Origin of the sequence: Pseudomonas sp. ADAK7, assembly GCF_012935675.1 — a bacterium.
Lineage (GTDB): Bacteria > Pseudomonadota > Gammaproteobacteria > Pseudomonadales > Pseudomonadaceae > Aquipseudomonas.
On sequence record NZ_CP052861.1, the window covers coordinates 5710849 to 5730017 of the forward strand.

The 19169-nt window shown below is 60.1% G+C and carries 23 protein-coding genes; 6 read left to right on the forward strand and 17 right to left on the reverse strand.

What is annotated here, in order from left to right; genetic code table 11:
• Positions 1-88: 88 nt before the first annotated feature.
• Positions 89-1507, reverse strand: a complete 1419-nt coding sequence (locus tag HKK53_RS26290; protein WP_169373172.1) for an aminotransferase-like domain-containing protein — start codon at positions 1505-1507, stop codon at positions 89-91.
• 121 nt (positions 1508-1628) lie between these two features.
• Between HKK53_RS26290 and HKK53_RS26295 the strand changes: the two genes are divergently transcribed.
• Together HKK53_RS26295 and HKK53_RS26300 are read left to right on the forward strand one after the other, a co-directional pair.
• On the forward strand, positions 1629-2123 hold the full coding sequence (locus tag HKK53_RS26295) for a RidA family protein (RefSeq protein ID WP_169373173.1): 495 nt from the start codon (positions 1629-1631) through the stop codon (positions 2121-2123).
• Positions 2124-2264: 141 nt separating this feature from the next.
• The gene (locus tag HKK53_RS26300) at positions 2265-2759 is read left to right on the forward strand and encodes a RidA family protein (protein WP_169373174.1); all 495 of its coding nucleotides are present in this window, start codon (positions 2265-2267) and stop codon (positions 2757-2759) included.
• Between the two features lie 79 nt (positions 2760-2838).
• Here the strand turns inward: HKK53_RS26300 and HKK53_RS26305 are convergent, their stop codons facing one another.
• The 4 genes from HKK53_RS26305 to HKK53_RS26320 all read right to left on the reverse strand — a co-directional run bounded on the left by HKK53_RS26305 (position 2839) and on the right by HKK53_RS26320 (position 6420).
• A complete protein-coding gene (locus tag HKK53_RS26305) occupies positions 2839-3543 on the reverse strand; it encodes a hypothetical protein (RefSeq protein WP_169373175.1) in 705 nt (234 codons plus the stop codon).
• A gap of 91 nt (positions 3544-3634) precedes the next feature.
• Positions 3635-4156 (reverse strand): DUF6622 family protein, encoded by a 522-nt coding sequence (locus HKK53_RS26310; protein WP_169373176.1) that lies wholly within the window; start codon positions 4154-4156, stop codon positions 3635-3637.
• A 36-nt stretch (positions 4157-4192) separates the two neighbouring features.
• Complete coding sequence (locus HKK53_RS26315) at positions 4193-5707, reverse strand: sensor histidine kinase (protein ID WP_169373177.1); 1515 nt, start codon at positions 5705-5707, stop codon at positions 4193-4195.
• Positions 5704-6420 carry a response regulator transcription factor gene (locus HKK53_RS26320; protein ID WP_169373178.1) on the reverse strand — a complete coding sequence of 239 codons (717 nt, stop codon included), beginning with the start codon at positions 6418-6420 and terminating at the stop codon, positions 5704-5706. The genes HKK53_RS26315 and HKK53_RS26320 overlap by 4 nt, the downstream gene beginning before the upstream one ends.
• A gap of 152 nt (positions 6421-6572) precedes the next feature.
• Between HKK53_RS26320 and msrB the strand changes: the two genes are divergently transcribed.
• Genes msrB through msrA form a run of 3 tightly spaced genes read left to right on the forward strand, consistent with a single transcriptional unit; the run spans position 6573 to position 9625 of the window.
• Positions 6573-7091 carry a peptide-methionine (R)-S-oxide reductase MsrB gene (gene msrB / locus HKK53_RS26325; protein ID WP_169373179.1) on the forward strand — a complete coding sequence of 173 codons (519 nt, stop codon included), beginning with the start codon at positions 6573-6575 and terminating at the stop codon, positions 7089-7091.
• Between the two features lie 43 nt (positions 7092-7134).
• The gene (locus HKK53_RS26330) at positions 7135-8886 is read left to right on the forward strand and encodes a cytochrome c biogenesis protein DipZ (RefSeq protein WP_169373180.1); all 1752 of its coding nucleotides are present in this window, start codon (positions 7135-7137) and stop codon (positions 8884-8886) included.
• Positions 8887-8917: 31 nt separating this feature from the next.
• Positions 8918-9625 carry a peptide-methionine (S)-S-oxide reductase MsrA gene (gene msrA / locus HKK53_RS26335; RefSeq protein ID WP_169373181.1) on the forward strand — a complete coding sequence of 236 codons (708 nt, stop codon included), beginning with the start codon at positions 8918-8920 and terminating at the stop codon, positions 9623-9625.
• Here msrA and HKK53_RS26340 read toward each other — a convergent pair.
• The 4 genes from HKK53_RS26340 to HKK53_RS26355 form a co-directional block, all read right to left on the reverse strand.
• Positions 9620-10102 (reverse strand): GNAT family N-acetyltransferase, encoded by a 483-nt coding sequence (locus HKK53_RS26340; protein WP_169373182.1) that lies wholly within the window; start codon positions 10100-10102, stop codon positions 9620-9622. The two genes, msrA and HKK53_RS26340, sit on opposite strands and share 6 nt — an antisense overlap.
• A 44-nt stretch (positions 10103-10146) precedes the next feature.
• Complete coding sequence (locus HKK53_RS26345; protein ID WP_169373183.1) at positions 10147-10551, reverse strand: GNAT family N-acetyltransferase; 405 nt, start codon at positions 10549-10551, stop codon at positions 10147-10149.
• The gene (locus HKK53_RS26350) at positions 10548-11561 is read right to left on the reverse strand and encodes a sensor domain-containing diguanylate cyclase (protein ID WP_169373184.1); all 1014 of its coding nucleotides are present in this window, start codon (positions 11559-11561) and stop codon (positions 10548-10550) included. The genes HKK53_RS26345 and HKK53_RS26350 overlap by 4 nt, the downstream gene beginning before the upstream one ends.
• 75 nt (positions 11562-11636) lie before the next feature.
• Positions 11637-12542, reverse strand: a complete 906-nt coding sequence (locus tag HKK53_RS26355; protein WP_169373185.1) for a LysR family transcriptional regulator — start codon at positions 12540-12542, stop codon at positions 11637-11639.
• Between the two features lie 102 nt (positions 12543-12644).
• On the opposite strand from HKK53_RS26355, the gene HKK53_RS26360 reads away from it, so the two are divergent.
• The gene (locus HKK53_RS26360; protein ID WP_169373186.1) at positions 12645-13820 is read left to right on the forward strand and encodes an aspartate aminotransferase family protein; all 1176 of its coding nucleotides are present in this window, start codon (positions 12645-12647) and stop codon (positions 13818-13820) included.
• A gap of 6 nt (positions 13821-13826) precedes the next feature.
• Here the strand turns inward: HKK53_RS26360 and HKK53_RS26365 are convergent, their stop codons facing one another.
• The 8 genes from HKK53_RS26365 to HKK53_RS26395 all read right to left on the reverse strand — a co-directional run bounded on the left by HKK53_RS26365 (position 13827) and on the right by HKK53_RS26395 (position 19058).
• Positions 13827-14081, reverse strand: a complete 255-nt coding sequence (locus tag HKK53_RS26365; RefSeq protein ID WP_123410195.1) for a Txe/YoeB family addiction module toxin — start codon at positions 14079-14081, stop codon at positions 13827-13829.
• Positions 14078-14332, reverse strand: a complete 255-nt coding sequence (locus HKK53_RS26370; protein ID WP_123410196.1) for a type II toxin-antitoxin system prevent-host-death family antitoxin — start codon at positions 14330-14332, stop codon at positions 14078-14080. Before HKK53_RS26370 ends, HKK53_RS26365 begins: the two co-directional genes overlap by 4 nt.
• Before the next feature lie 199 nt (positions 14333-14531).
• Positions 14532-15116, reverse strand: a complete 585-nt coding sequence (locus tag HKK53_RS26375; RefSeq protein ID WP_169373187.1) for a DedA family protein — start codon at positions 15114-15116, stop codon at positions 14532-14534.
• Positions 15101-15526, reverse strand: a complete 426-nt coding sequence (locus tag HKK53_RS26380; RefSeq protein ID WP_169373188.1) for a bleomycin resistance protein — start codon at positions 15524-15526, stop codon at positions 15101-15103. Before HKK53_RS26380 ends, HKK53_RS26375 begins: the two co-directional genes overlap by 16 nt.
• A gap of 13 nt (positions 15527-15539) precedes the next feature.
• Positions 15540-16055: an adenylate kinase gene (locus HKK53_RS26385; protein WP_169373189.1), complete on the reverse strand. Its 516-nt coding sequence runs from the start codon at positions 16053-16055 to the stop codon at positions 15540-15542.
• An 8-nt stretch (positions 16056-16063) separates the two neighbouring features.
• Positions 16064-17965 carry an alkaline phosphatase D family protein gene (locus tag HKK53_RS26390; protein WP_169373190.1) on the reverse strand — a complete coding sequence of 634 codons (1902 nt, stop codon included), beginning with the start codon at positions 17963-17965 and terminating at the stop codon, positions 16064-16066.
• 60 nt (positions 17966-18025) lie between these two features.
• Positions 18026-18277, reverse strand: coding sequence for a hypothetical protein (locus HKK53_RS32695; protein ID WP_237150609.1), 252 nt, complete (start codon positions 18275-18277; stop codon positions 18026-18028).
• Positions 18267-19058 carry an MlaA family lipoprotein gene (locus tag HKK53_RS26395; protein ID WP_169373191.1) on the reverse strand — a complete coding sequence of 264 codons (792 nt, stop codon included), beginning with the start codon at positions 19056-19058 and terminating at the stop codon, positions 18267-18269. Before HKK53_RS26395 ends, HKK53_RS32695 begins: the two co-directional genes overlap by 11 nt.
• Between the last annotated feature and the right edge of the window lie 111 nt (positions 19059-19169).

Consider the following 19169-nt stretch of genomic DNA (forward strand, 5'->3'; position numbering starts at 1 on the left):
CGAGAGAAGAGCGGCGCTTTTCGTTCAGGACGGGAGTTGATGTCAGCAAATGCCAGCCAGGCGCAGTCCGTATGGAAAGTGCGATCGATTATTTGTGAGGTGTGTCGAGCAGGCGGAAGAATCGCTCACGCACCTGAGGTTGATCGCTATGCGCCACGTTGAATCGCAAAAAATGGCTGGCGTCAGGCGCTTTGCTGAGCAAGGTGCCAGGAGCGAGGACGAGGTCGTTTTCCAGGCCTTTGCGCGCCAGTGTTTCGGCGTGCACCCCATCGGGTAAACGCGTCCAGATAAACAGGCCTTCACCGGGCAGGGATGACACCGAACATCCGGCCTCGACCAACCAGCGCGCCACCCGACTGCTTGATTCATACAACCGATCCACCGTGCGCCGCACATGCTTGGCATAGCTGCCATTGCTGAGCATGGTGCAGGTAATCTGCTCCGCAAACTCCGAAGTCACGCCACCGCAGGCCATTTTCACGGTGATCAGCCGTGCCGCCAATTGCGGCGATAACACGGCATAGCTGACCCGACTATTGGCGGTCAATGTCTTGGAGAACCCGGACACGTAACTCACATTGTCCAACCCGCTCGCCGCCAGGCGCGGTGTCCGGCGTTGCTGCAGGTCGCCATACAAATCGTCTTCGACAATGTGGAAACCATGCCGATGGCTCAACTCCAGCAAACGATAAGCCTGGGCCGGGGAGAACGAGTGTCCGGTCGGGTTGTGCAGTGTGCTGTTGGTCATGTAGAGCACGGGTTTGTGGGCGATCACCTGTTGCTCGAAGGTATTGAGGTCCAGGCCGTCGCAATCCCGGCGGATGGTGATGACCCTGGCGCCATGCAGCGCGAGGTTGGTGTGCAGGTTGAAGTAGCACGGATCGTCGAGCATCACCGTGTCGCCGGGTTTGATCAACAGGCGCATCAGCAGGTCGATGGCCTGCATGGTGTTGGAGGTGGTGATGATCTGTTCCACCGGCACTTCGATGCCGAAGGTCGACAGCTTGACCCGCAACGCCTGGCGCAGCGGCAGGTAACCGCCCACCACACCGTATTCGCCCATGCGCAGGGCGGTGGCGCGCAGGGTGCCGCGCACGGCTTTGAGCAGTTCTTCGGCAGGCAGCCAGGAAGAGGGCAGGAACCCGCAACCGGGGCGCAGGGCGCCGTTATCCACCAGCACGGCACGGCGTACGACGCTGAGGGTGTCCTGGGGCTGCAAGTCCGGGCCGGATTCGATCGGGATGGTCGTGCTGGAACGGTGCACGTAATGCCCGGAGCCCTGGCGTGACACCACCAGACCCTTGGCGCGCAGGTGATCGAGGGCGTCGACCACCGTGGACTTGCCCACACTCAACAGCTCGGCCAGTTCGCGGATCGGCGGCAGCTTGGCGCCGTGGGGCAGCCCGCCCTGGCTGATGGCGACGGACAATTGATCAACGATCTGCTGCACCAGCGGCACGCCCGGCTGGAACTCAATGGCGGCAATCACGGCGCGTTGAGCCTGCATTTTACTGGTCTCCCTGGCAGTAAAGTTCGCTGGATTCTATCCGAACTTGCCCTGCTCAAGGCAAGCGACTGTGCTTACCCTCGACGGCGTGTTTGCCTGAATGATCAAGAAGGTGCAGTCAATGAACAAGCCAACCACCCGCGACGAACGCTTTATCGAGCTGGCCAGGGAGCACGGCTTCGACATCTACGACGAGAACACCGTCGGCGGCCATTACTCCCCGCTGATCCGCCATGGCGATGAACTCTACGTCAGTGGCCTGGTGCCGCGAATGAACGGCAAAATTCAGTACCCCGGCCGAGTGGGACTGGAACTCAACCTCGCGGACGCCCAGGCCGCCACCAGCATCAGCGCCATCCGCGCACTGGCGCTGATCATGGATGCCGTCGGTTCACTGGATAACATCAAGTCACTGATTCGCATCACGGTCTATGTCAAATCCACCTTTGATTTCGTTGATCTCAGTGAAGTGGCCAACGGTGCATCGGATGTCTTTACCCATGTGCTGGGCGATGCCGGTAAACATACCCGAACGACCGTCGGTGTTTATCAACTGCCGAAAAACGCCCCGGTAGAAGTGGATATGATCGTCGCCTTGCAACCCAAGACGCTGTAAATGAAATCAGCGGTTAAAACGCCCCGCCTTTGCAAGAAGCGCGGGGCTTTTTCATTCAGGGGCGTGGTGAAGACCCACCTTGGGCTAATCTGTCAGAAGTTGGATTACTAATGGATAGGTAAAAGGGGTAGGTGGGGGGAAATGACTGACCACATGACGTGCGATGAACGCTTCATCGCCCTGGCAACTGAACTTGACTACGACATTTACGGCGAAAGCACCACCGGTTGGCATTTCGAGCCACTGGTTCGGCACAACAATGAACTGTATGTCAGCGGGTTGATTGCGCTTAAGCATGGCAAGGTTCAGTACCCCGGCAGAGTGGGCCTTGAATTGACCCTGGCCGATGCACAAGTCGCCGCCAGCATTTGTGCGATGCGTGGCCTGGCATTGATTGTCGAAACCATCGGTTCGCTGGATAAAATCAAGTCGCTGTTGCGCATCACGGTGCACATAAAGTCGACAGCGGACTTTGTTGAGCTGAGCGAAGTGGCCGATGGCGCATCGGATGTGTTCAGGCATGTGTTGGGTGATGCCGGGAAACATACACGAGTGACGATCGGGGTTTATCAACTGCCGAAAAACGCGGCTGTGGAGCTGGATATGATGGTTGCTCTACGTCCTCCCGCGTTGTAACGCCGCTGATCCGGGCAACAAAAAGCCCCGCGCTGAGCGTCAGCGCGGGGCTTCGGTTTTGCCGTACCGCCAGGTTGTATTACTGCGCGGTGATGCTGTAACCCTCGAACGCGGTTTGTTGCTGCAGCGCGGTGATGATGTTCTTGCGGTTGACCGCTTGTTCAGTCCCGGCGTTGTCCAGGAACGTTTCGCTTTCCAGCTCCGCTTCCTCACCTTCACCCACAAAGGTGAAACCGAGGAACTCCAGGGCTTCGCGGTCAACGTTCAGGCGTGAGCGTGGTGTGCGCAACGGCAGGGTGACATTCACGCCATCCTTGCTGATGGTGAACACTTCGACTTCTTTCTTCGCCCGAGCGGTCTTGCTCTTGCCGCTGCCCGGGTTGCTGATGGCTTGATGGGTCTGGTTGAGCACCTTCAGCGCCAGGCCGTAGACGATTTCCTGAAACGCCGGGTCGTCCTTGAAGCTGGACAGGATGCGGCTGATCGGGAATTTGCTGCTCAGGTCTTCGAGGGCGGCAATGTCGGACGCCTCGGCGTCCTTGAGCTGCTTGAGTTCGCCCATCAGTTCGTAGGCTTTATCGTCGTCGAAGCTGTCGTGAGCGTGGCGGATCGCGGCGCGCAGCTCGCGGATCTGGTCGCTTTCGCGAGTGGACTGGAAAGCGTCCAGCACCATCTCGCTGATGGTCTTGGCCTGGGGCACATGCTGTGAAAGATTGATGGAGTTTTCGTATTCCGCTTTGGACGACAAGGTGACTACGGATTCAGCGGTATTGGAATCGGACATTGAAATTTCACTACTTCTTTTAACTTGAGTTGAGACGAGAAAGCGCTGGGCCTTTTCAGGCCGCCTAATCTATTGGACCCGCGCCGTGTTGTCACGACCCAACAGGCGAGCGGGCCAAAGACTTTTGCGTCAATGATCGAAACACACGGTATAGCTTGATCGTCCGCCCACAGAACAACCCGCTGACAAAGCCTGACGTACACGCCTTGAACAACACCATCTGCAGCGTCACCGACAGTTCTGGCTGCACCTCGGCCTGATAGCCGAAGTAATAGTTCACGGCAAAAAACATGAGGTAGAGCGTCAGTGCCTTGAACGAACCCGGCAGGATCAGCCCGGTTTCCGGATCATCCAGCTCGATGCCCTTGCGCGAGAAAATCAACAGCGCAGCGAGGCTGCCGATCAAGACCGCGATCAACCAGCAAGTCAGCGACAACGGTGGATTGAGCGTCAGATTCAGAGAATACAGCGACCAAGCGAGCAGAATCGCCGGCGTGATCAGCAATGAAGTTTTGCTTTCTCGAGTTGGGGACAGGGTTTTGATGCCGTCGTAGCACAGCAGCAGAAATACCACGTAAACCCACAGCGGGGTGTTTTGCAGGGCGTTCAACATGACGCAGCATCCTTGCCGAAATTGAGTGCCGGGATATTAACCCGGCGAGTTCAGATTCATCGAACGAACCACCATTTGCTCGGCCGTTTGCTCATCCACGGGCAACGTGAAGCGGAAGGTTGCGCCGCGTCCCGGAATATCGATCAACTGGATGTCGCGGCCATGCAGTTGCAGGATCCGATGCACGATCCGCAACCCCAGCCCACCATCGCGCCGTGCGCCGCCAATGTTGAATGGCCGCAGGAACAAACCTTCGCGCAGTTCGGCGGCGATGCCGGGTCCGGTGTCGCTGATGGTCACTTCGACGAAAGAACCTTGAGGTCGCAGGCTGAGTTCGATTTCACCGCCCTGGGGTGTATGGCGCAGGGCGTTGTCGAACAGGTTGGTCAGCACCCGTTCGATCAGCCCGAGGTCGGCGCAGGCGGCGGAAACGTTGGGGGCGAAGGTGGCCTTGAGTTCCACCTGGCGCGCTTCGGCGGTGAGTTCGAATTTCTGGAAGATGTCCTGCACCAGGTCGGTCACGGAGAAACGCTCGAGCACCGGTTGCACAAACCCGTGTTCCAGCCGCACCAGTTCCAACAGCGATTGCGCCAGGCCACCGACTTTGCGGCTTTGATCAAGGGCGATGCCCAGATAGCGTCGGCGGTCGGCGGAGGACAGTGTCGCGTCCTTGAGCGACAGGGTTTCCAGATAACCGTGCAGCGAAGCGAGCGGCGTGCGCAGGTCGTGGGAGATGTTCGCCACCAGTTCGCGGCGTTCCTGGTCCTGGCGGGTCAGCGAGCGCCATTGTTCGCTGAGACGGGTTTGCATCTGCCGGAACGCGGCGTCGAGGACGGCAATTTCATCGTGGCTGGCGGCTTTTTCCACCGGGACTGCCGTGGGTGGTGTGACCGGGATGCCGTCAATGTCGAACTGGCTGACGGTCTCGGTCAAGCGCCGTAGCGGTCGGGTGATAAGGGCAAACGCCGTGAGGCCGGCAATCAGGCATAACAGCGCCACCAGGCCGATGGACAGCAGCGCCGTATTCAGCGCGGCGCTGGTCGCACCGCGTTCGGCGAAGCGATCGTGTTCTTCACTGAGCAACACCACATACAGGTAGCCAGCCGGTTTGCCGTCGACCTGCAACGGCGCGGCGCTGAACACCTTGCGGCCATCGACGCTACGCGGGTCATCGCCAAGAATCGGCAGCGCGTCACCCTTGAGCAAATGCTGGATCGGCTGCAGATCGACCTGATTGCGGCGTATCCGTCCCTCCGGCGCGGCACTGCCGACAATCCGCCCCTGAGTGTCCAGCAGATAAACCTCGACGCTCGGGTTGACCAGCATCAGTTGGCCGAACAGGTCGCGCACGGCGTTGGGCATCAGGCCCTTGGCGTCCATCAGCACGGTGTCACGGGCAATGTGCTGGGCCAGGTCCCGGGACAGCCCTTGCACCACTTCCAACTCATGCATCTGGTTGGCGCGCACCTGCATCCACGCCGAGGTGCCGCAACACACCAGCAGCAACACGGCGAACACCAGGGACAGGCGCTGCGTCAGGGTCAGTCTCATGGCTGGTCCTCCGCTGCGGCGAATTTGTAACCGCGTCGCCACACCGTGAGAATGCGCGCCGGTTGCGCCGGGTCCTTCTCGATCTTGGCCCGCAGGCGATTGATGTGGGTATTGACCGTGTGCTCGTAGCCTTCATGGGTGTAGCCCCACACAGCGTTGAGCAGGTCCATGCGCGAAAAAACCTTGCCCGGTTGGCGGGCGAAAAAATACAGCAGGTCGAACTCCCGCGGCGTGAGGTCCAAGCGGCGGCCATCGAGGGAGACGTCGCGGGTGATCGGGTCGATGGACAAGCCGTCGACGGTCAGGCTGCCGGCGTCCATTTTCAGGTTGCGGGCCATGGCGTCGACCCGTCGCAGCAGCGCCTTGACCCGGGCCACCAGCTCCAGCATGGAAAACGGCTTGGCCAGGTAATCGTCTGCGCCCAGCTCCAGACCGAGGATGCGGTGCAATTCGCTGGAACGGGCGCTGGTGATGATGATCGGTGTGTAGCGAGCCATGGCCCGGGCGCGGCGGCAGATTTCCAGGCCGTCGACACCGGGCAGCATCAGGTCGAGGATCAGCGCGTCCCAGCTTCCTTGCTGCAACAGACGCATGCCTTCGTCCCCGTCGGCGCAATGCACCACCTCGAACTGCTCATCGCGCAGATGCAGGCAGATAAGGTCGGCGATATGCAGGTCGTCCTCGACCACCAGGACACGTTTGGTCTGTTCCATGAAGCTCAATCCTTTGCTGCGAATGGGCACATTGTGCGGGTTTTCCTCGGGCGGAGTTATCACGAATTGTTTAACTCCCCGTGAGGATTTGGCGATCAACCCAAGCCTAGGCTGTGTTCCATGACAGGTACCTGGGATTTTTGGAGACGGCCATGTTTTCACGCAGACAATTTCTTTTAACCAGCGGCGGGCTGGGGGCTGCAGCCCTGGTGATCGGTGTATTGCCAAAATTTGCGGCGAGTTCGGCGTTGCTCAGTGATGCTGATGCGGCTGAGGTGTTCGAGGTGACCCACACGGGCAGCGAATGGCACGCCATCCTCAGCGCCGAACAGTACGAAATCCTGCGTGAAGAAGGCACCGAGCGGGCCTATAGCAGCCCATTGAACAACGAGCATCGGGCGGGCACGTTTGCCTGCGCCGGGTGTGACCTGCCGTTGTTTTCATCCGATACCAAGTTCGACAGCCGCACCGGTTGGCCGAGTTTCTGGGCGCCGCTGGACAAGGCCGTTGCCACGCGTCAAGACCGCTCGTTTGGCGTGTTGCGCGAAGAAGTCCACTGTCGGCGTTGCGGCGGTCACTTGGGTCATGTCTTCGACGATGGGCCAAAACCCACGGGGCTGCGGTACTGCATGAATGGCCTGGCCATGACCTTCGAGCCGCAGACGGCTTGATCCGCGGGCACTCACTTTCTCTCATTTGATGCAGGTCGACGCTATGTGGCTTCTGGTTCTGTCTTACCTCGGTGGTGTGCTGACAATTGTCAGCCCGTGCATTCTGCCGGTCCTGCCATTTGTCTTTGCGCGCACCGGGCAGCCTTTTGTCAAAAGTGGCTTGCCGCTGCTGGTGGGGATGGCCATGACTTTCGCGCTCGTCGCCACGTTGGCGGCAGTGGGCGGCGGCTGGGTGGTGCAGCTCAATCAATACGGTCGCTGGCTCGCGCTGGTGTTTGTCGCGCTGTTTGGATTGACGCTGCTGTTGCCCAAGCTGGCTGATCGTCTGACCCGTCCGTTGGTCGCGGCCGGCAGTCGGTTGTCGGAAGTGGCGGGCGCCGATGCCCGGCCGCGTCCCGGCGCTTCGTTCCTGATCGGCGTCGCCACGGGCCTGCTCTGGGCACCGTGCGCCGGGCCGATTCTGGGGTTGGTGCTGACGGGGGCGGCGCTGCAAGGGGCGAGCATCGGCACCACGTTGTTGCTGCTGGCGTACGCCGCCGGTGCGGCAACGTCCCTGGCGGTGGCGCTGCTTCTTGGCGGTAAGGTGTTCGCGGCGATGAAACGCTCGATCGGCGCTGGCGAATGGGTGCGGCGTGGGCTCGGCGCGCTGATGCTGGCCGGTGTGGCGGCCATCGCTTTGGGTCTGGATACCGGGATTCTGGCACGGGTGTCGACGGCTTCCACCGGCGGCATCGAACAGGCATTGGTCGGGCGACTGGCCGGTAAATCACCGAACAACCCGACGTCGGGCAGTGCCCTGCAAGTGGCGGACAAAACCCCCGGCACACTGCCTGTCGAGGGCAACCTCCCGCCGCTGGACGGCGCCGTGCAATGGCTCAACTCACCACCACTCACCGCCGAGGCGTTGAAGGGCAAAGTCGTGCTGGTGGATTTCTGGACCTACTCCTGCATCAACTGCCTGCGCACGCTGCCGTATGTGAAAGCCTGGGCCGAGAAGTACCGCGATCAAGGCCTGGTGGTGATCGGCGTGCATGCGCCGGAGTTCGCCTTCGAACGCAATGTCGGCAACGTCACCAAGGCCATGAAGGACCTGGGCATCAACTACCCGGTGGCCATCGATAACGATTACAAGATCTGGCGCGCGTTCAACAACGAGTACTGGCCGGCGCATTACTTTGCCGACGCCCAGGGGCGCATCCGTTATCACCACTTTGGCGAAGGCGAGTACGCCGAATCGGAGCGGGTGATCCAGCAATTACTGCGTGAAGCAGGGGCGACGAAGGTGGCGGACGGCCTGATCAATGCCAGCGCCGAAGGCGTACAACTCGCCCCGGACATGAAGGAAGTGCTGTCGCCGGAAACCTATGTCGGCTACCAGCGTGCGGAACATTTCGTACCGGATACCAGCCTGGTGCCTGACAAGGTGGCGACGTACACCCCGCCAGCCCAGCTGACCCTCAATGACTGGACCCTGGGCGGGCAATGGAACGTCGGCCCGGAACGCGCCACGTCCAGCGCGCCAGCCAGTCGCATCGTCTACCGCTTCCATGCTCGCGATTTGCACCTGGTGCTGGGCCCTGGCGCTGACGGCAAACCGGTGCGCTTCAAAGTGCTGATCGACGGCAAGGCACCGGGCGATGCCCACGGCACTGATGTGGCGCCCGATGGCAGCGGCAGCGTGACTGAACAACGTTTGTATCAATTGGTGCGCCAGTCCGGCGATGTCTCGGACCGGACCTTCAGCATCGAGTTTCTCGACCCGGGTGTCTCGGCGTATGCCTTCACGTTTGGTTGATAACGATCCCATTTTCCAAGGAGTCAGCCCCATGAAAACCTCACTCACCTGGCGCCGTACCTTGCTGGGCCTGGCAGCGGCCAGTGTTATCGGCCAATGCTCGGCATTCTCGTTCGGTGCTTCTGAAGATGCCGTGGTTATCCCGGCGCCGACCCTTGACGAAACCACCCAGGCCCACAGCGAAACCGCCGTCTTCGCCGGCGGTTGTTTCTGGGGTGTCCAGGGTGTGTTCCAGCATGTAAAGGGCGTGAAGAAAGCCGTGTCCGGTTATGCCGGAGGCGCGGCTAATACCGCTGACTACGAGAAGGTCAGCGAGGGGGATACCGGGCACGCCGAGTCCGTCGAAGTCACTTTCGATCCGACCCAGGTCAGCTACGGCACCTTGCTGCAAATCTATTTTTCGGTGGCCCACAACCCCACGGAACTCAACCGCCAGGGCCCTGACACCGGCACCCAGTATCGCTCGGCGATTTTCCCGGCCAACCCTGAACAGACGCGCGTCGCCCAGGCCTACATCGCCCAGCTCGACGCCGCACATTCGTTCAACAAACCCATCGTCACCAAGTTGGAAACCTACAACGGCTTCTATCCGGCAGAGGACTATCACCAGGACTTCCTGACCGAGCACCCGACGTATCCGTACATCGTGATCAACGATATGCCGAAAGTGGCGCAGTTGAAGCAGCTGTATCCGGAGCGGTATCAGGAGAAAGCGGTGTTGGTGAAGGCCGGGTTATAAGCGCTTGCCCATCTCAAATGCGCGCATTTCATAACCCAATTCTTCATACAGACGAAGGGCTGGTGCGTTGAACGCCCAAACGGTCAACCGAAGGTCCGTGGCGCCCTGTTCGATGGCCCAGGCTTGAGCACGCTCCATCACTGCACGCCCAACACCTTGGCCACGAGCATCGTCGTCAACACAGACCGAGCCCACCCGGCCCACCTGTTGATGCTGAACCAGCGGACTGTTGAACGCAGTGACTTGCACGGTGATGAAGCCAATCGCCTTGCCAGCCTGCTCGGCGAGAAAGGTCACCTGATGTTCGCTGTCGAGGTACGGCTGCCAGTGACCGCTGTCCCGCGCGTAATCTTCAGTGGCCGGCGCATAGATATCCGGGCGTTCACGGTGGTGGAGGCTGTTGAGTTGCTGGCCCAGTTCGCAAATGGCCAGGAGATCGTCCGGTGTGGCCCGGCGATACAGGGGAGGGGACGTCATTGGCTATCCTTAGCGTTGATTGTTTTCAGTGAGTATACGTTTGCTTACTGGCTACGCGGACGCTCCATCGCAATGGTCGAGGCTTCAAAACCCAGGCGGGAAAAGAACGCCCAAGCACCTTCCCGGCCTGCGCGCAGTACCCAGGTGATGTCGGAATTTCCTCCCATCACATGTTCAACCAGCGCCCGACCTACACCTCCACGTCGATGCTGCTCACTCACGACCACCATCGACAGATAACCGTTGGACAGCCCATCCGTAATGCCTCGGGCAAACCCGACGATTCGCGAGTCCTTCACTGCGAGCGCCGTGCGTTGGGAGTTGGCGAGCAGTTGCGCGAAATGTTCGGCCGAGCCGGTACGGTGAGCCCAGCCATTCTGCCCAAGAAACAGCCGCACGGATTCGACTTCCGAAGGCTGCACATCGCGAACAAGCAGACCGGCGCTCATCCGGAAATCACATTCTTGCCCATCACCTTCGACCGATACAGCGCCTGATCGGCCCGGGCCAGCAGCCCGGTCTGTTGTTCCTCGTCAAAGCGCTGGACCACACCAAAACTCAGGGTCACTTGAAAGTCTCCCACGGGCAGCAACCCCGTCAGGTCCTGGCGAATTGTTTCCGCGATCCCGCGCGCATCGACCAGCGAGGTGTTGGGCAGGATCATGATGAATTCGTCGCCACCCCACCGGGCCAGCACGTCACCGTCGCGCACACTGTTTTTCAGGCAGTGGACCACTTGCACCAACGCCGCATCGCCCAGGGCGTGGCCGTAGTGATCGTTGATGGTCTTGAAGTCGTCGATGTCCATGGCGATCAGCGACAGCGGCTGGCGAAATCGCTGGGAACGCTCGCATTCCTGAGGCAGGGCCTTTTCCAGGCGATAGCGATTGGCGACCGAGGTCAGGGCATCGGTTTCCGCCAGTTTGCGGTTTTCTTCGAGCTGGATTTGCAACTGCTGATTGACCCGCGACAGCTCCCGGGTCCGTTCTTCGACGAGGGCTTCGAGGGAGTGATTGCGCCGTTGCAGCTGTTCGAGCAGGCGTTTCTTGTCTTCGATGCTGCGGTGCGCGCCGACCATCCGCGCCACCGAACCATCGGCATTGCGCGCCAGGATATAGCCGCGGTCTTCGATCCAGGTGTAGGTGCCATCCTGCCGACGGCAGCGATATTCGGCCTGATAACCGGGCGCGCGTTGACTCAGGTAGTCATCGAACAACGCCATGACCCGCGGATAATCATCGGGATGCATCACGGTTTCCCAAGTCAGCACCGAGTTGTCCAGCGAGTGCGGCGGGTAGCCGAGCATCACGTACCAACCGGGGTTGCGGTAGACGAAACCGGTGTTGGCGTTCCAGTCCCAGATGCCGTCGCTGACCAGTTCCATAATGGTGTGCAGCAGGTCTTCGTTGAAGTCCGACAGATTGAATTTCACCGGCTCGATACTCGATGTGTCGCCCATCACCGCTCTCCTTGCCGCCCTGATATCGAAGTGACTCACCCGCCGAGCAGATTAGTCCATGGCACCGCGGCGCCGCTAGTGCTTGCCCCACTTCTGTACGGCGAAGTCGACGAAGCTGCGCAGTTTCGGCAAACGGTAGCGATCCTGGGTGTAGACCAAATGCATGGGCCGGCTCGGCAGTTGGTAGTCCGGCAGCAAGGCCACCATTGTTCCGTCCTTCAAGTCTTGCTCCACCAACGCGTCGGGGACCATCACGATGCCCATGCCGGTGCGCGCCGCTTGATGCAGACCGGCTGAGCTGTTGATCAGCATCGGTCCACTGACTGAAACCAGGACTTCACCCTCGGGGCCGGTCAGGCGCCATTGTTTTTCCACCGAGTGCCAGTCGTCTCCGGCCGGGTAGGCGAAGGCCAGGCAGTCGTGATGTTGCAGGTCTTCGGGCTTCTGCGGGGTGCCCCGGCGCGCCAGGTACGCCTTCGAGGCGCACATGGTCAGGGTGTAATCGATGAGTGGGCGGGCAATCATGTTGGACGGTTCGATTGCGCCCAGGCGGATAGCCGCATCAAAACCGTTCTCCAGCAAATCCGGACGGCCGTTGGTGAGCACCACGTCCAGTTTGACCTGCGGACAACGCAAGGAAAATTCGCTGAGCGCCGGCGCCAGCCGTTCGGTGCCAAACGTCAGTGGCGCGGTGATGCGCAAGGTGCCGCTCGGTTCATCGAGGGCCTGTTCGGCCAGGCGTTCGGAGTCGGCCACCAACCCCAGCACTTCGAGGCAGCGCTGGTAATACGCGGTGCCAAATTCCGTCAGGCGCTGGCGCCGGGTCGTACGGTTGAGCAAGCGCACGCCGAGACGTTGCTCCAGAGCGCGCAGATGATTGCCGACCATGGTGGTGGACATTCCGCACTGGAAGGCGGCGGCGGTCATGCTGCCAGTTTCCACCACGCGGACGTAAACGGTCATTGCCTGGAACAGGTCCATTATCAAGCCCGACTTCTAAATGATTGAAGTATTGCAGCGTTTATCCAGCTCAGGTGGCTAACCATACTGCAAAAACACCGACCTTTGATGGAGCTTGATGTCATGACCGCCGCCTGCCTGATGACCACCTACCAACCTTTGGCCCTGAGTTTTACCAAAGGCCTGGGGACGCGACTGTGGGATCAGGCGGGGCGCGAGTACCTGGATGCCGTGGCGGGCGTGGCGGTGACCAATGTCGGCCACTCTCATCCGGAAATCGTCTCGGCCATCAGCGAGCAGGCCGGGTTGTTGCTGCATACGTCGAACCTGTACAGCATCGACTGGCAACAACAGCTGGCGCAGAAACTGACGCGGCTGTCGGGCATGGACCGGGCGTTTTTCAATAACTCCGGCGCCGAGGCCAACGAGACGGCACTGAAACTCGCACGGCTTTACGGCTGGCACAAAGGCATCGAACAACCCTTGGTGGTGGTCATGGAGAACGCTTTTCACGGGCGCACCCTCGGCACTTTGTCCGCCAGTGACGGCCCGGCGGTACGCCTGGGTTTCAGTGAATTACCGGGGGATTTCATCAAAGTGCCCTTCGGCGACCTCGAGGCTCTGGACAAGGTGCAGCAAGCCCACGGCCCAAGAATCGTGGCGATCCTGATGGAGCCGATCCAGGGCGAAAGCGGTGTGCAACTGGCGCCGCCCGGTTACCTCAAGGCTGTGCGCGAGCTGTGCAATCTACGCTCGTGGTTGCTGATGCTCGACGAAATCCAGACCGGCATCGGCCGCACCGGCCATTGGTTCGCGTTCCAGCACGAAGGCATCGTCCCGGACGTCATGACCCTGGCCAAAGGCCTGGGTAACGGCGTGCCCATCGGCGCCTGCCTGGCCCGGGGCCGAGCCGCCGGGCTGTTCACTCCCGGCAGCCACGGCAGCACCTTCGGTGGTAACCCACTGGCGTGCCGGGTCGGTTGCACCGTTCTGGAGATCATCGAAGAACAAGGCCTGCGGGAAAACGCCAAGCTACAAGGCGAACGCCTGCTCGCCCGGTTGTGCATCGAACTGGCCGACAATCCGAACGTCCTGGCAATCCGCGGCCAGGGCTTGATGATCGGCATCGAACTCAAACAACCGATCCGCGACCTCACCCTGATCACCGCACGCGATCACGGCCTGCTGATCAACGTGACCCGTGGCAAAACCATTCGGTTACTGCCACCGCTGACGATTGATGAGCGGGAAGTGGAGATGATTGTCAGAGGGATATGCCGGGTGCTGAACGCAGCCTGAGAATACTTAGTAGTGATATCTGCACATCACGATCTGTATCGCACCCTCTTCGATCGCGTAGACCAAGCGATGCTCCGTTGTAATCCGGCGAGACCAGAAACCGCTCAGATTGTGTTTCAGCGGTTCAGGCTTGCCGGGGCCGCTAAAAGGTTCGCGCTGAATTGCCTTGATCAACAGGTTGATCCGTTTGAGCCCGGCCTTATCGTTTTGCTGGAACCACAGGTAGTCGTTCCAACCTTCAGTAGTGAACTCGATATTCATTCTTCAATGAGTTGCCTGGCTTTGGCTTTCCCTGCTCGCAGGTTGCCGATCGATTTGATCAAACGTTCAGCATTGGCCGGGGAACGTAGCAAGTACGCGGTCTCCTCTAGAGCGTTGTACTCCGCCAGAGACATCATCACCACGGGTTCGCCTTTCTGACGAGTTACCAGGAGGGGGGCACGGTCTTCATTGACCCGATCCATGGTTTCAGCCAGATGTGCACGCGCGGTGGTGTAGTTGATGGTTTGCATGATGTAGTCCTCGCTCAATGCAAAGAACGTACAGAAATGAGTACAGGATGGCAAGGCGATACCTCCGAGTGGTCGTTACGCAGACGATGTATCCGCATCTGCATTGAGTATCGCCTAAGCTTCTTCAAGACGTTTCCGCAACCCCTGTAATCCCATTCCGATAAGTATGTGATCAGCCCGAGCGTCACCCCGAAATAACTCACTCAACATGCCGCGCTTTATGCTTCGCCCGCCAATACCGAACCAACCCAACCACCACCGCCAACCCCACAACCGCCAACGCAATCGGCAAACGATACGGTTTCAAATTCCCCAGCATCGTTTCCAGCGCTTCGCCCGCCCAATACCCGGCGCTGGCAAACACCGTGGCCCAGACCACCGCGCCCAAGGCATTCAACAATGCGAACCGCAACGGCGATAAACCGCTGGCGCCGATGACCATCGGCCCCACCAGGCGCATGCCATACAGAAAACGTACGGCAAACACCGAGGTCGATGGATAACGCCCGATCAGCCCCGTTACGCGATCGATCGCCGCTTGTTGCCGGTGCAGGCGCGGCAGCAGGCGTGCGCCGAAATAGCGTCCAATCCAGAACAGCAACTGATCCCCCAACATCCCGCCCAGGCTGGCCCAGCCAATCACCGGCCACAGGTGCAGCAGGTGTTGGTGAGCGGCCATGCCGCCGAGGATCAGGATGGTTTCGCCCTCCAGCAAACAGCCGAAGAACACCGCCCAATAGCCATAAGTGCCGAGCAGATAATGCAGGTCTATGTGTTCAAACACGGCCGCTCCCCCAGACTTTCCACCAACCGGAGCAAGTAACCGTCCGGATCCTGCACCAGAAACTCACGCTGGCCGACTTCCACTGCATCCGCGCGATACCAGACATCGGCGCAGGGACGAAACAGCGGCCATTGAACTTCGGCCAGTCGCTGGAGGAGGGGTTCAACTGAATCGACGGTGATCTGAAAGTTGATGCCGCGACCCAGGGGTGTTTCCAACGGGCCGGTCAGCCATTGGCCTTCGTCCGGGTCGTATTGCTCAAGCATGAACTGGATGCCCTGTTGATCGAGGTAAGCAAAGCCGGGGCGTTCATAGGCGATGTTGAAACCGATCAGCGACGTCCAGAAGTGCAGGCTACTCGGGAGGTGGGTGACCATCAATTCGGGGACTAAGTTGCTCCGTGCAAACATGACGCATCCTTGGTTAGCGGGGTGGTAGCGCGTTGATGAACGTTGTGATTTCAGCCCGGTTCGTCAGTTGCCGTTTCGAACCGCTGAAGCCTTGAAACAGACGCTGATGAACCTTGAATCCGCTGGACCCTTCACGGCTGCGATAGCTGCCGGCCCATTCCAGCAGCGCGATTAGCAGCTCATCGCTCGCGTCACGCTGCGCTTCTCGTTGATGAATCTGGGCGACGCAATCGTCATCGTCCAGGCTCAACCAGATCAGCGCTGTCGCCCGGGGCAGGAGTTCACTGACGATCCAGCCGTAGACGCCTTCGATCACCCACCGTTCTTCACTGGCAGCTACCCGTGCTATTTCAAGGGCTTCATTTCGAGGCCGAGCGATGCTGTGTTCATCGGAAATCCAGTGAACCCGGTCAAGATCGATCCACGGCACCTGCTGCCGTTTGGCCAGGCGCTGGGCCAGCCAACTCTTGCCAGCGCCGGAGTTGCCGATGATCAACGTACGGCTGAGGTTCAAGGTGTTCGCGTTCATAAGGACTGCTACTCGGGCGCAACCATTCGAGTGCGCGGCGAGCCATCGGCATTGTGCTGATAGATCTCCCGCGGCTGACCCTTTTCATTAAACAGCACCTGCCCGATGCCTGCCGAGTTCCACAAGCGCTCACCCGCTTCGGCGTGTTCGGGGGTGTGCGGAACGATGCGCATCAGCCGGCGTTTGGTAAACCAGTTCAGCGGCGAACGGGGCGAGTAGAGCCAGCGATTGAGGCGATCAAACCATTCGAGCAGGGCCGGCGGGAATTCGTTCTTGATGCCGCTGCTGGTGATCTGCCAGATCCGTGGACCGGCCTTGCGATGTCGGATCAAGACTTCGTAGACAAAGGAATAATGCACATCACCCGACAGCACCACGTAGTTACCCGGTGTACGCGAGTGTCGGAAAATGTTCAGGATCACCTGGGCAGCGCCGCGATGAGCCATCCAGTTTTCGGCGTCCACCAGCAGGGGATAACCGCACCAACTGAAGACCCGCTGCACCGTCTCGATCAGCTTGACGCCAAAGATCGGCGCCGGGGAAACGATGATCGCCGACGGGTGATCCAGCAGTTCCTGTTGCAACTCGCTGAGGGCTTCCCAGTCCAGCAGGCCCGAGGGTTGCTTGAGGGTCATCTCGCTGCGCCAGCGTCGGGTGCGGGTGTCGAGCACCACCAGGGCCGGGGTGGTCGGCAACACGTAGTGCCAGTTCTGGAAGCCCAGCAAGTCGTCGATCAGGTTGTCTTGAACGGTGCTGTCGAGATAGCGTTCGGTAGCGCTTAACGCGCGGGTTTTCTCCAGCACTTCGGCGAACGCATCCGGGTTATTGCCCCACCCCTGACACAGCATATAAGCGAGCAACGCGTTGCCGATGATGCGCTTGGAGAACGGATGGCCGTAGGCGGTTTCTTCCCATTGTGCGGACAGATTCCAGTCATCGGTCACGTCGTGGTCATCGAAAATCATCAGGCACGGCAGATGCGCCATCGCCCGGCCAACGCCACCGAGGCCGGCCTTGAAAGCATCGATGCGGGTCTGCTCAAGGGCATAGCGTTCGCGTCTTTCCTGCGTCAGCGTCGGCGGTTTCGGGTCGATCAGTGTCCAGGCGGTTGGCGCCCAGACCAACAGGTACATGGCCATGACTTCGGCAAACGTCACCAGGTGATTGTCGGCACTGCTGCTGGTGAAAATCGGCTTACGTGCGCCGCCGAAAAATCGCTCGCGCAGGGTTTCGTTACTCTCAAGCGCCGGTAACAAATCCGCACGATGGTAGTAGCTGGCCGCGTGTTCGTAGAGTGTGGCGCTGTCGCTGACCACGGCGCCTTCGAGGTGCTCGTCGAACAAGCCCAGGCGCTGGATCAAGGCATGGATCGCCCGCAGCATCGGCCCTGCGACGTCGTCGGCGTAGACCTGGTCGCCGCTCATCATCAACAGGGCCGGGCGCTCCGTTGCTTCATGGTCGGTCGCCAACAGACGATCCACACACAGCAAGCCGTCCGCCGCCGGGTGATGGGGTTTACGGCAGGAGCCGTGCAGCAGTTGATCGATCCGCGAACGCAGGACGAAATTCGGGCAACGGGCGTCGCCGTACAGCAAGTGCGGGGCCCAGTCGGCGATGCCGGCGTCGTCAATCAGCAGGTCGTACTCGATCAACGTGTCGCAGGGCAGGGCGGTGTCCAGCGGCACATCGATCAAGTGAATAAAGGCATGGGTGCCGACCGGGATAATCGTGCATCGCCCGGCGTCAAGACGGATATCGCCGACCCCTTGCAGACGCAACGTCAGTGACAGCGCCCGAGAACCCACGAGCCACAACACCAGCCGCGTGGGCTCCAGCCGCCGTAACAACGGCCCGACCAGCACAGGGGGCAGGGATTGATGATTGTCGGGCAGAGGCAAAGGCATGGACATCCGGGTTCAGGCTACGAAGAAGCGCCGAATAATAGCGCAGTGGATGTCAATGCATTGCAACTAGCCGCCTGACCTCATGACCCCCGTCTCACCATTGGCCACCAACCATCGAAACAAATCACTCACCGACACCGTATGGCTCCTCTCCATCCACCGCACCAGCGCCGGCCCATAGTGTTCGGTGTAGCGACTCAGCACCAACTCGCGACAATCCTCCGACAAACGCAGGGTAATCTCCCGGCAATGCAAATGGGCCGAGTCGTTCTGTGTCACACGCTGTTGCAATATCAAACTCCGGTTTTCAGAACCCATCGGCCGGCGCTCCTGTGCATTGAGATTGGGTGGCTTGCGGTGAGCCCTGTTTGCCATCGGCCACGAAGGTCGCACGATGCTCGGCCACGACATTGCGCAGCGCGCTGTAATAGTCCGGCAGTCTTTTCAGGCTATCGGTGAGTGGCAAGGCTTCGGCCCGGCCATCGACGATGCCGCCAACCGTGTTGATCGTGGAAAGTGTGTCCACGGTATCGCTGTTGTTGCCGAACGGATCGACCACAAAACTCAGTACACGCCCGGCGGCGTCGCGGCTGTTGGAAGTGCCGAACAACGGCAGTTCGACGATCGGCCCGTTGCCGATGCCCCACACGCCGAAGGTCTGGCCGAAGTCCGCGTTGTGGCGCGGGATGCCGACCTTGCCGGAAACGTCGATCAACCCCACCACCCCGACCGTGGTGTTAAGCGCAAAACGCCCCAGGGTGTTGACCGAGCGCATCGGGTTGCCTTGCAACAAGTCGTTGATAAAGACCTTGGGCTCGCCGAAGTTCGCCACGAAGTTATGCACACCCGTCTGGAAAAAGTCCGGCAGGTAGCGGTAGCCGCGTGCAACCGGGGCCATGGCGTAGTCGTCGAGCACCCGGTTGAACGCAAAGACCCCGCGATTGAGCGGTTCCGCCGGGTCGTACACGGAGTAGCCAATTTCGGCGCAGGTCACGCGGGTGTCGGACGGCGGTTGACTGCTACAACCCGCCAACCCGGCGGCCAGCATGGCAATCGAAGTGTTGCGGGCCAGCCAGGGAGCACATTTGAAAGGCAACATGGACGCTAGTCTCGGGAGGAATTGGCCGAGATGCTGAACCCCAAGCCTTGCGCAAAGATGTCCGGTTTATTGCGCCGATGACGCTTTATTGCATGATTGAAATATATGACG

Bases quoted from the DNA above. Each gene is read 5' to 3' on its own strand.
- HKK53_RS26290 (WP_169373172.1), bottom strand. From the start codon at position 1,507: ATGCAGGCTCAACGCGCCGTGATTGCCGCCATTGAGTTCCAGCCGGGC.
- HKK53_RS26295 (WP_169373173.1), top strand. From the start codon at position 1,629: ATGAACAAGCCAACCACCCGCGACGAACGCTTTATCGAGCTGGCCAGG.
- HKK53_RS26300 (WP_169373174.1), top strand. From the start codon at position 2,265: ATGACTGACCACATGACGTGCGATGAACGCTTCATCGCCCTGGCAACT.
- HKK53_RS26305 (WP_169373175.1), bottom strand. From the start codon at position 3,543: ATGTCCGATTCCAATACCGCTGAATCCGTAGTCACCTTGTCGTCCAAA.
- HKK53_RS26310 (WP_169373176.1), bottom strand. From the start codon at position 4,156: ATGTTGAACGCCCTGCAAAACACCCCGCTGTGGGTTTACGTGGTATTT.
- HKK53_RS26315 (WP_169373177.1), bottom strand. From the start codon at position 5,707: ATGAGACTGACCCTGACGCAGCGCCTGTCCCTGGTGTTCGCCGTGTTG.
- HKK53_RS26320 (WP_169373178.1), bottom strand. From the start codon at position 6,420: ATGGAACAGACCAAACGTGTCCTGGTGGTCGAGGACGACCTGCATATC.
- msrB (WP_169373179.1), top strand. From the start codon at position 6,573: ATGTTTTCACGCAGACAATTTCTTTTAACCAGCGGCGGGCTGGGGGCT.
- HKK53_RS26330 (WP_169373180.1), top strand. From the start codon at position 7,135: ATGTGGCTTCTGGTTCTGTCTTACCTCGGTGGTGTGCTGACAATTGTC.
- msrA (WP_169373181.1), top strand. From the start codon at position 8,918: ATGAAAACCTCACTCACCTGGCGCCGTACCTTGCTGGGCCTGGCAGCG.
- HKK53_RS26340 (WP_169373182.1), bottom strand. From the start codon at position 10,102: ATGACGTCCCCTCCCCTGTATCGCCGGGCCACACCGGACGATCTCCTG.
- HKK53_RS26345 (WP_169373183.1), bottom strand. From the start codon at position 10,551: ATGAGCGCCGGTCTGCTTGTTCGCGATGTGCAGCCTTCGGAAGTCGAA.
- HKK53_RS26350 (WP_169373184.1), bottom strand. From the start codon at position 11,561: ATGGGCGACACATCGAGTATCGAGCCGGTGAAATTCAATCTGTCGGAC.
- HKK53_RS26355 (WP_169373185.1), bottom strand. From the start codon at position 12,542: ATGGACCTGTTCCAGGCAATGACCGTTTACGTCCGCGTGGTGGAAACT.
- HKK53_RS26360 (WP_169373186.1), top strand. From the start codon at position 12,645: ATGACCGCCGCCTGCCTGATGACCACCTACCAACCTTTGGCCCTGAGT.
- HKK53_RS26365 (WP_123410195.1), bottom strand. From the start codon at position 14,081: ATGAATATCGAGTTCACTACTGAAGGTTGGAACGACTACCTGTGGTTC.
- HKK53_RS26370 (WP_123410196.1), bottom strand. From the start codon at position 14,332: ATGCAAACCATCAACTACACCACCGCGCGTGCACATCTGGCTGAAACC.
- HKK53_RS26380 (WP_169373188.1), bottom strand. From the start codon at position 15,526: ATGTTTGCACGGAGCAACTTAGTCCCCGAATTGATGGTCACCCACCTC.
- HKK53_RS26385 (WP_169373189.1), bottom strand. From the start codon at position 16,055: ATGAACGCGAACACCTTGAACCTCAGCCGTACGTTGATCATCGGCAAC.
- HKK53_RS26390 (WP_169373190.1), bottom strand. From the start codon at position 17,965: ATGTCCATGCCTTTGCCTCTGCCCGACAATCATCAATCCCTGCCCCCT.
- HKK53_RS32695 (WP_237150609.1), bottom strand. From the start codon at position 18,277: ATGGGTTCTGAAAACCGGAGTTTGATATTGCAACAGCGTGTGACACAG.
- HKK53_RS26395 (WP_169373191.1), bottom strand. From the start codon at position 19,058: ATGTTGCCTTTCAAATGTGCTCCCTGGCTGGCCCGCAACACTTCGATT.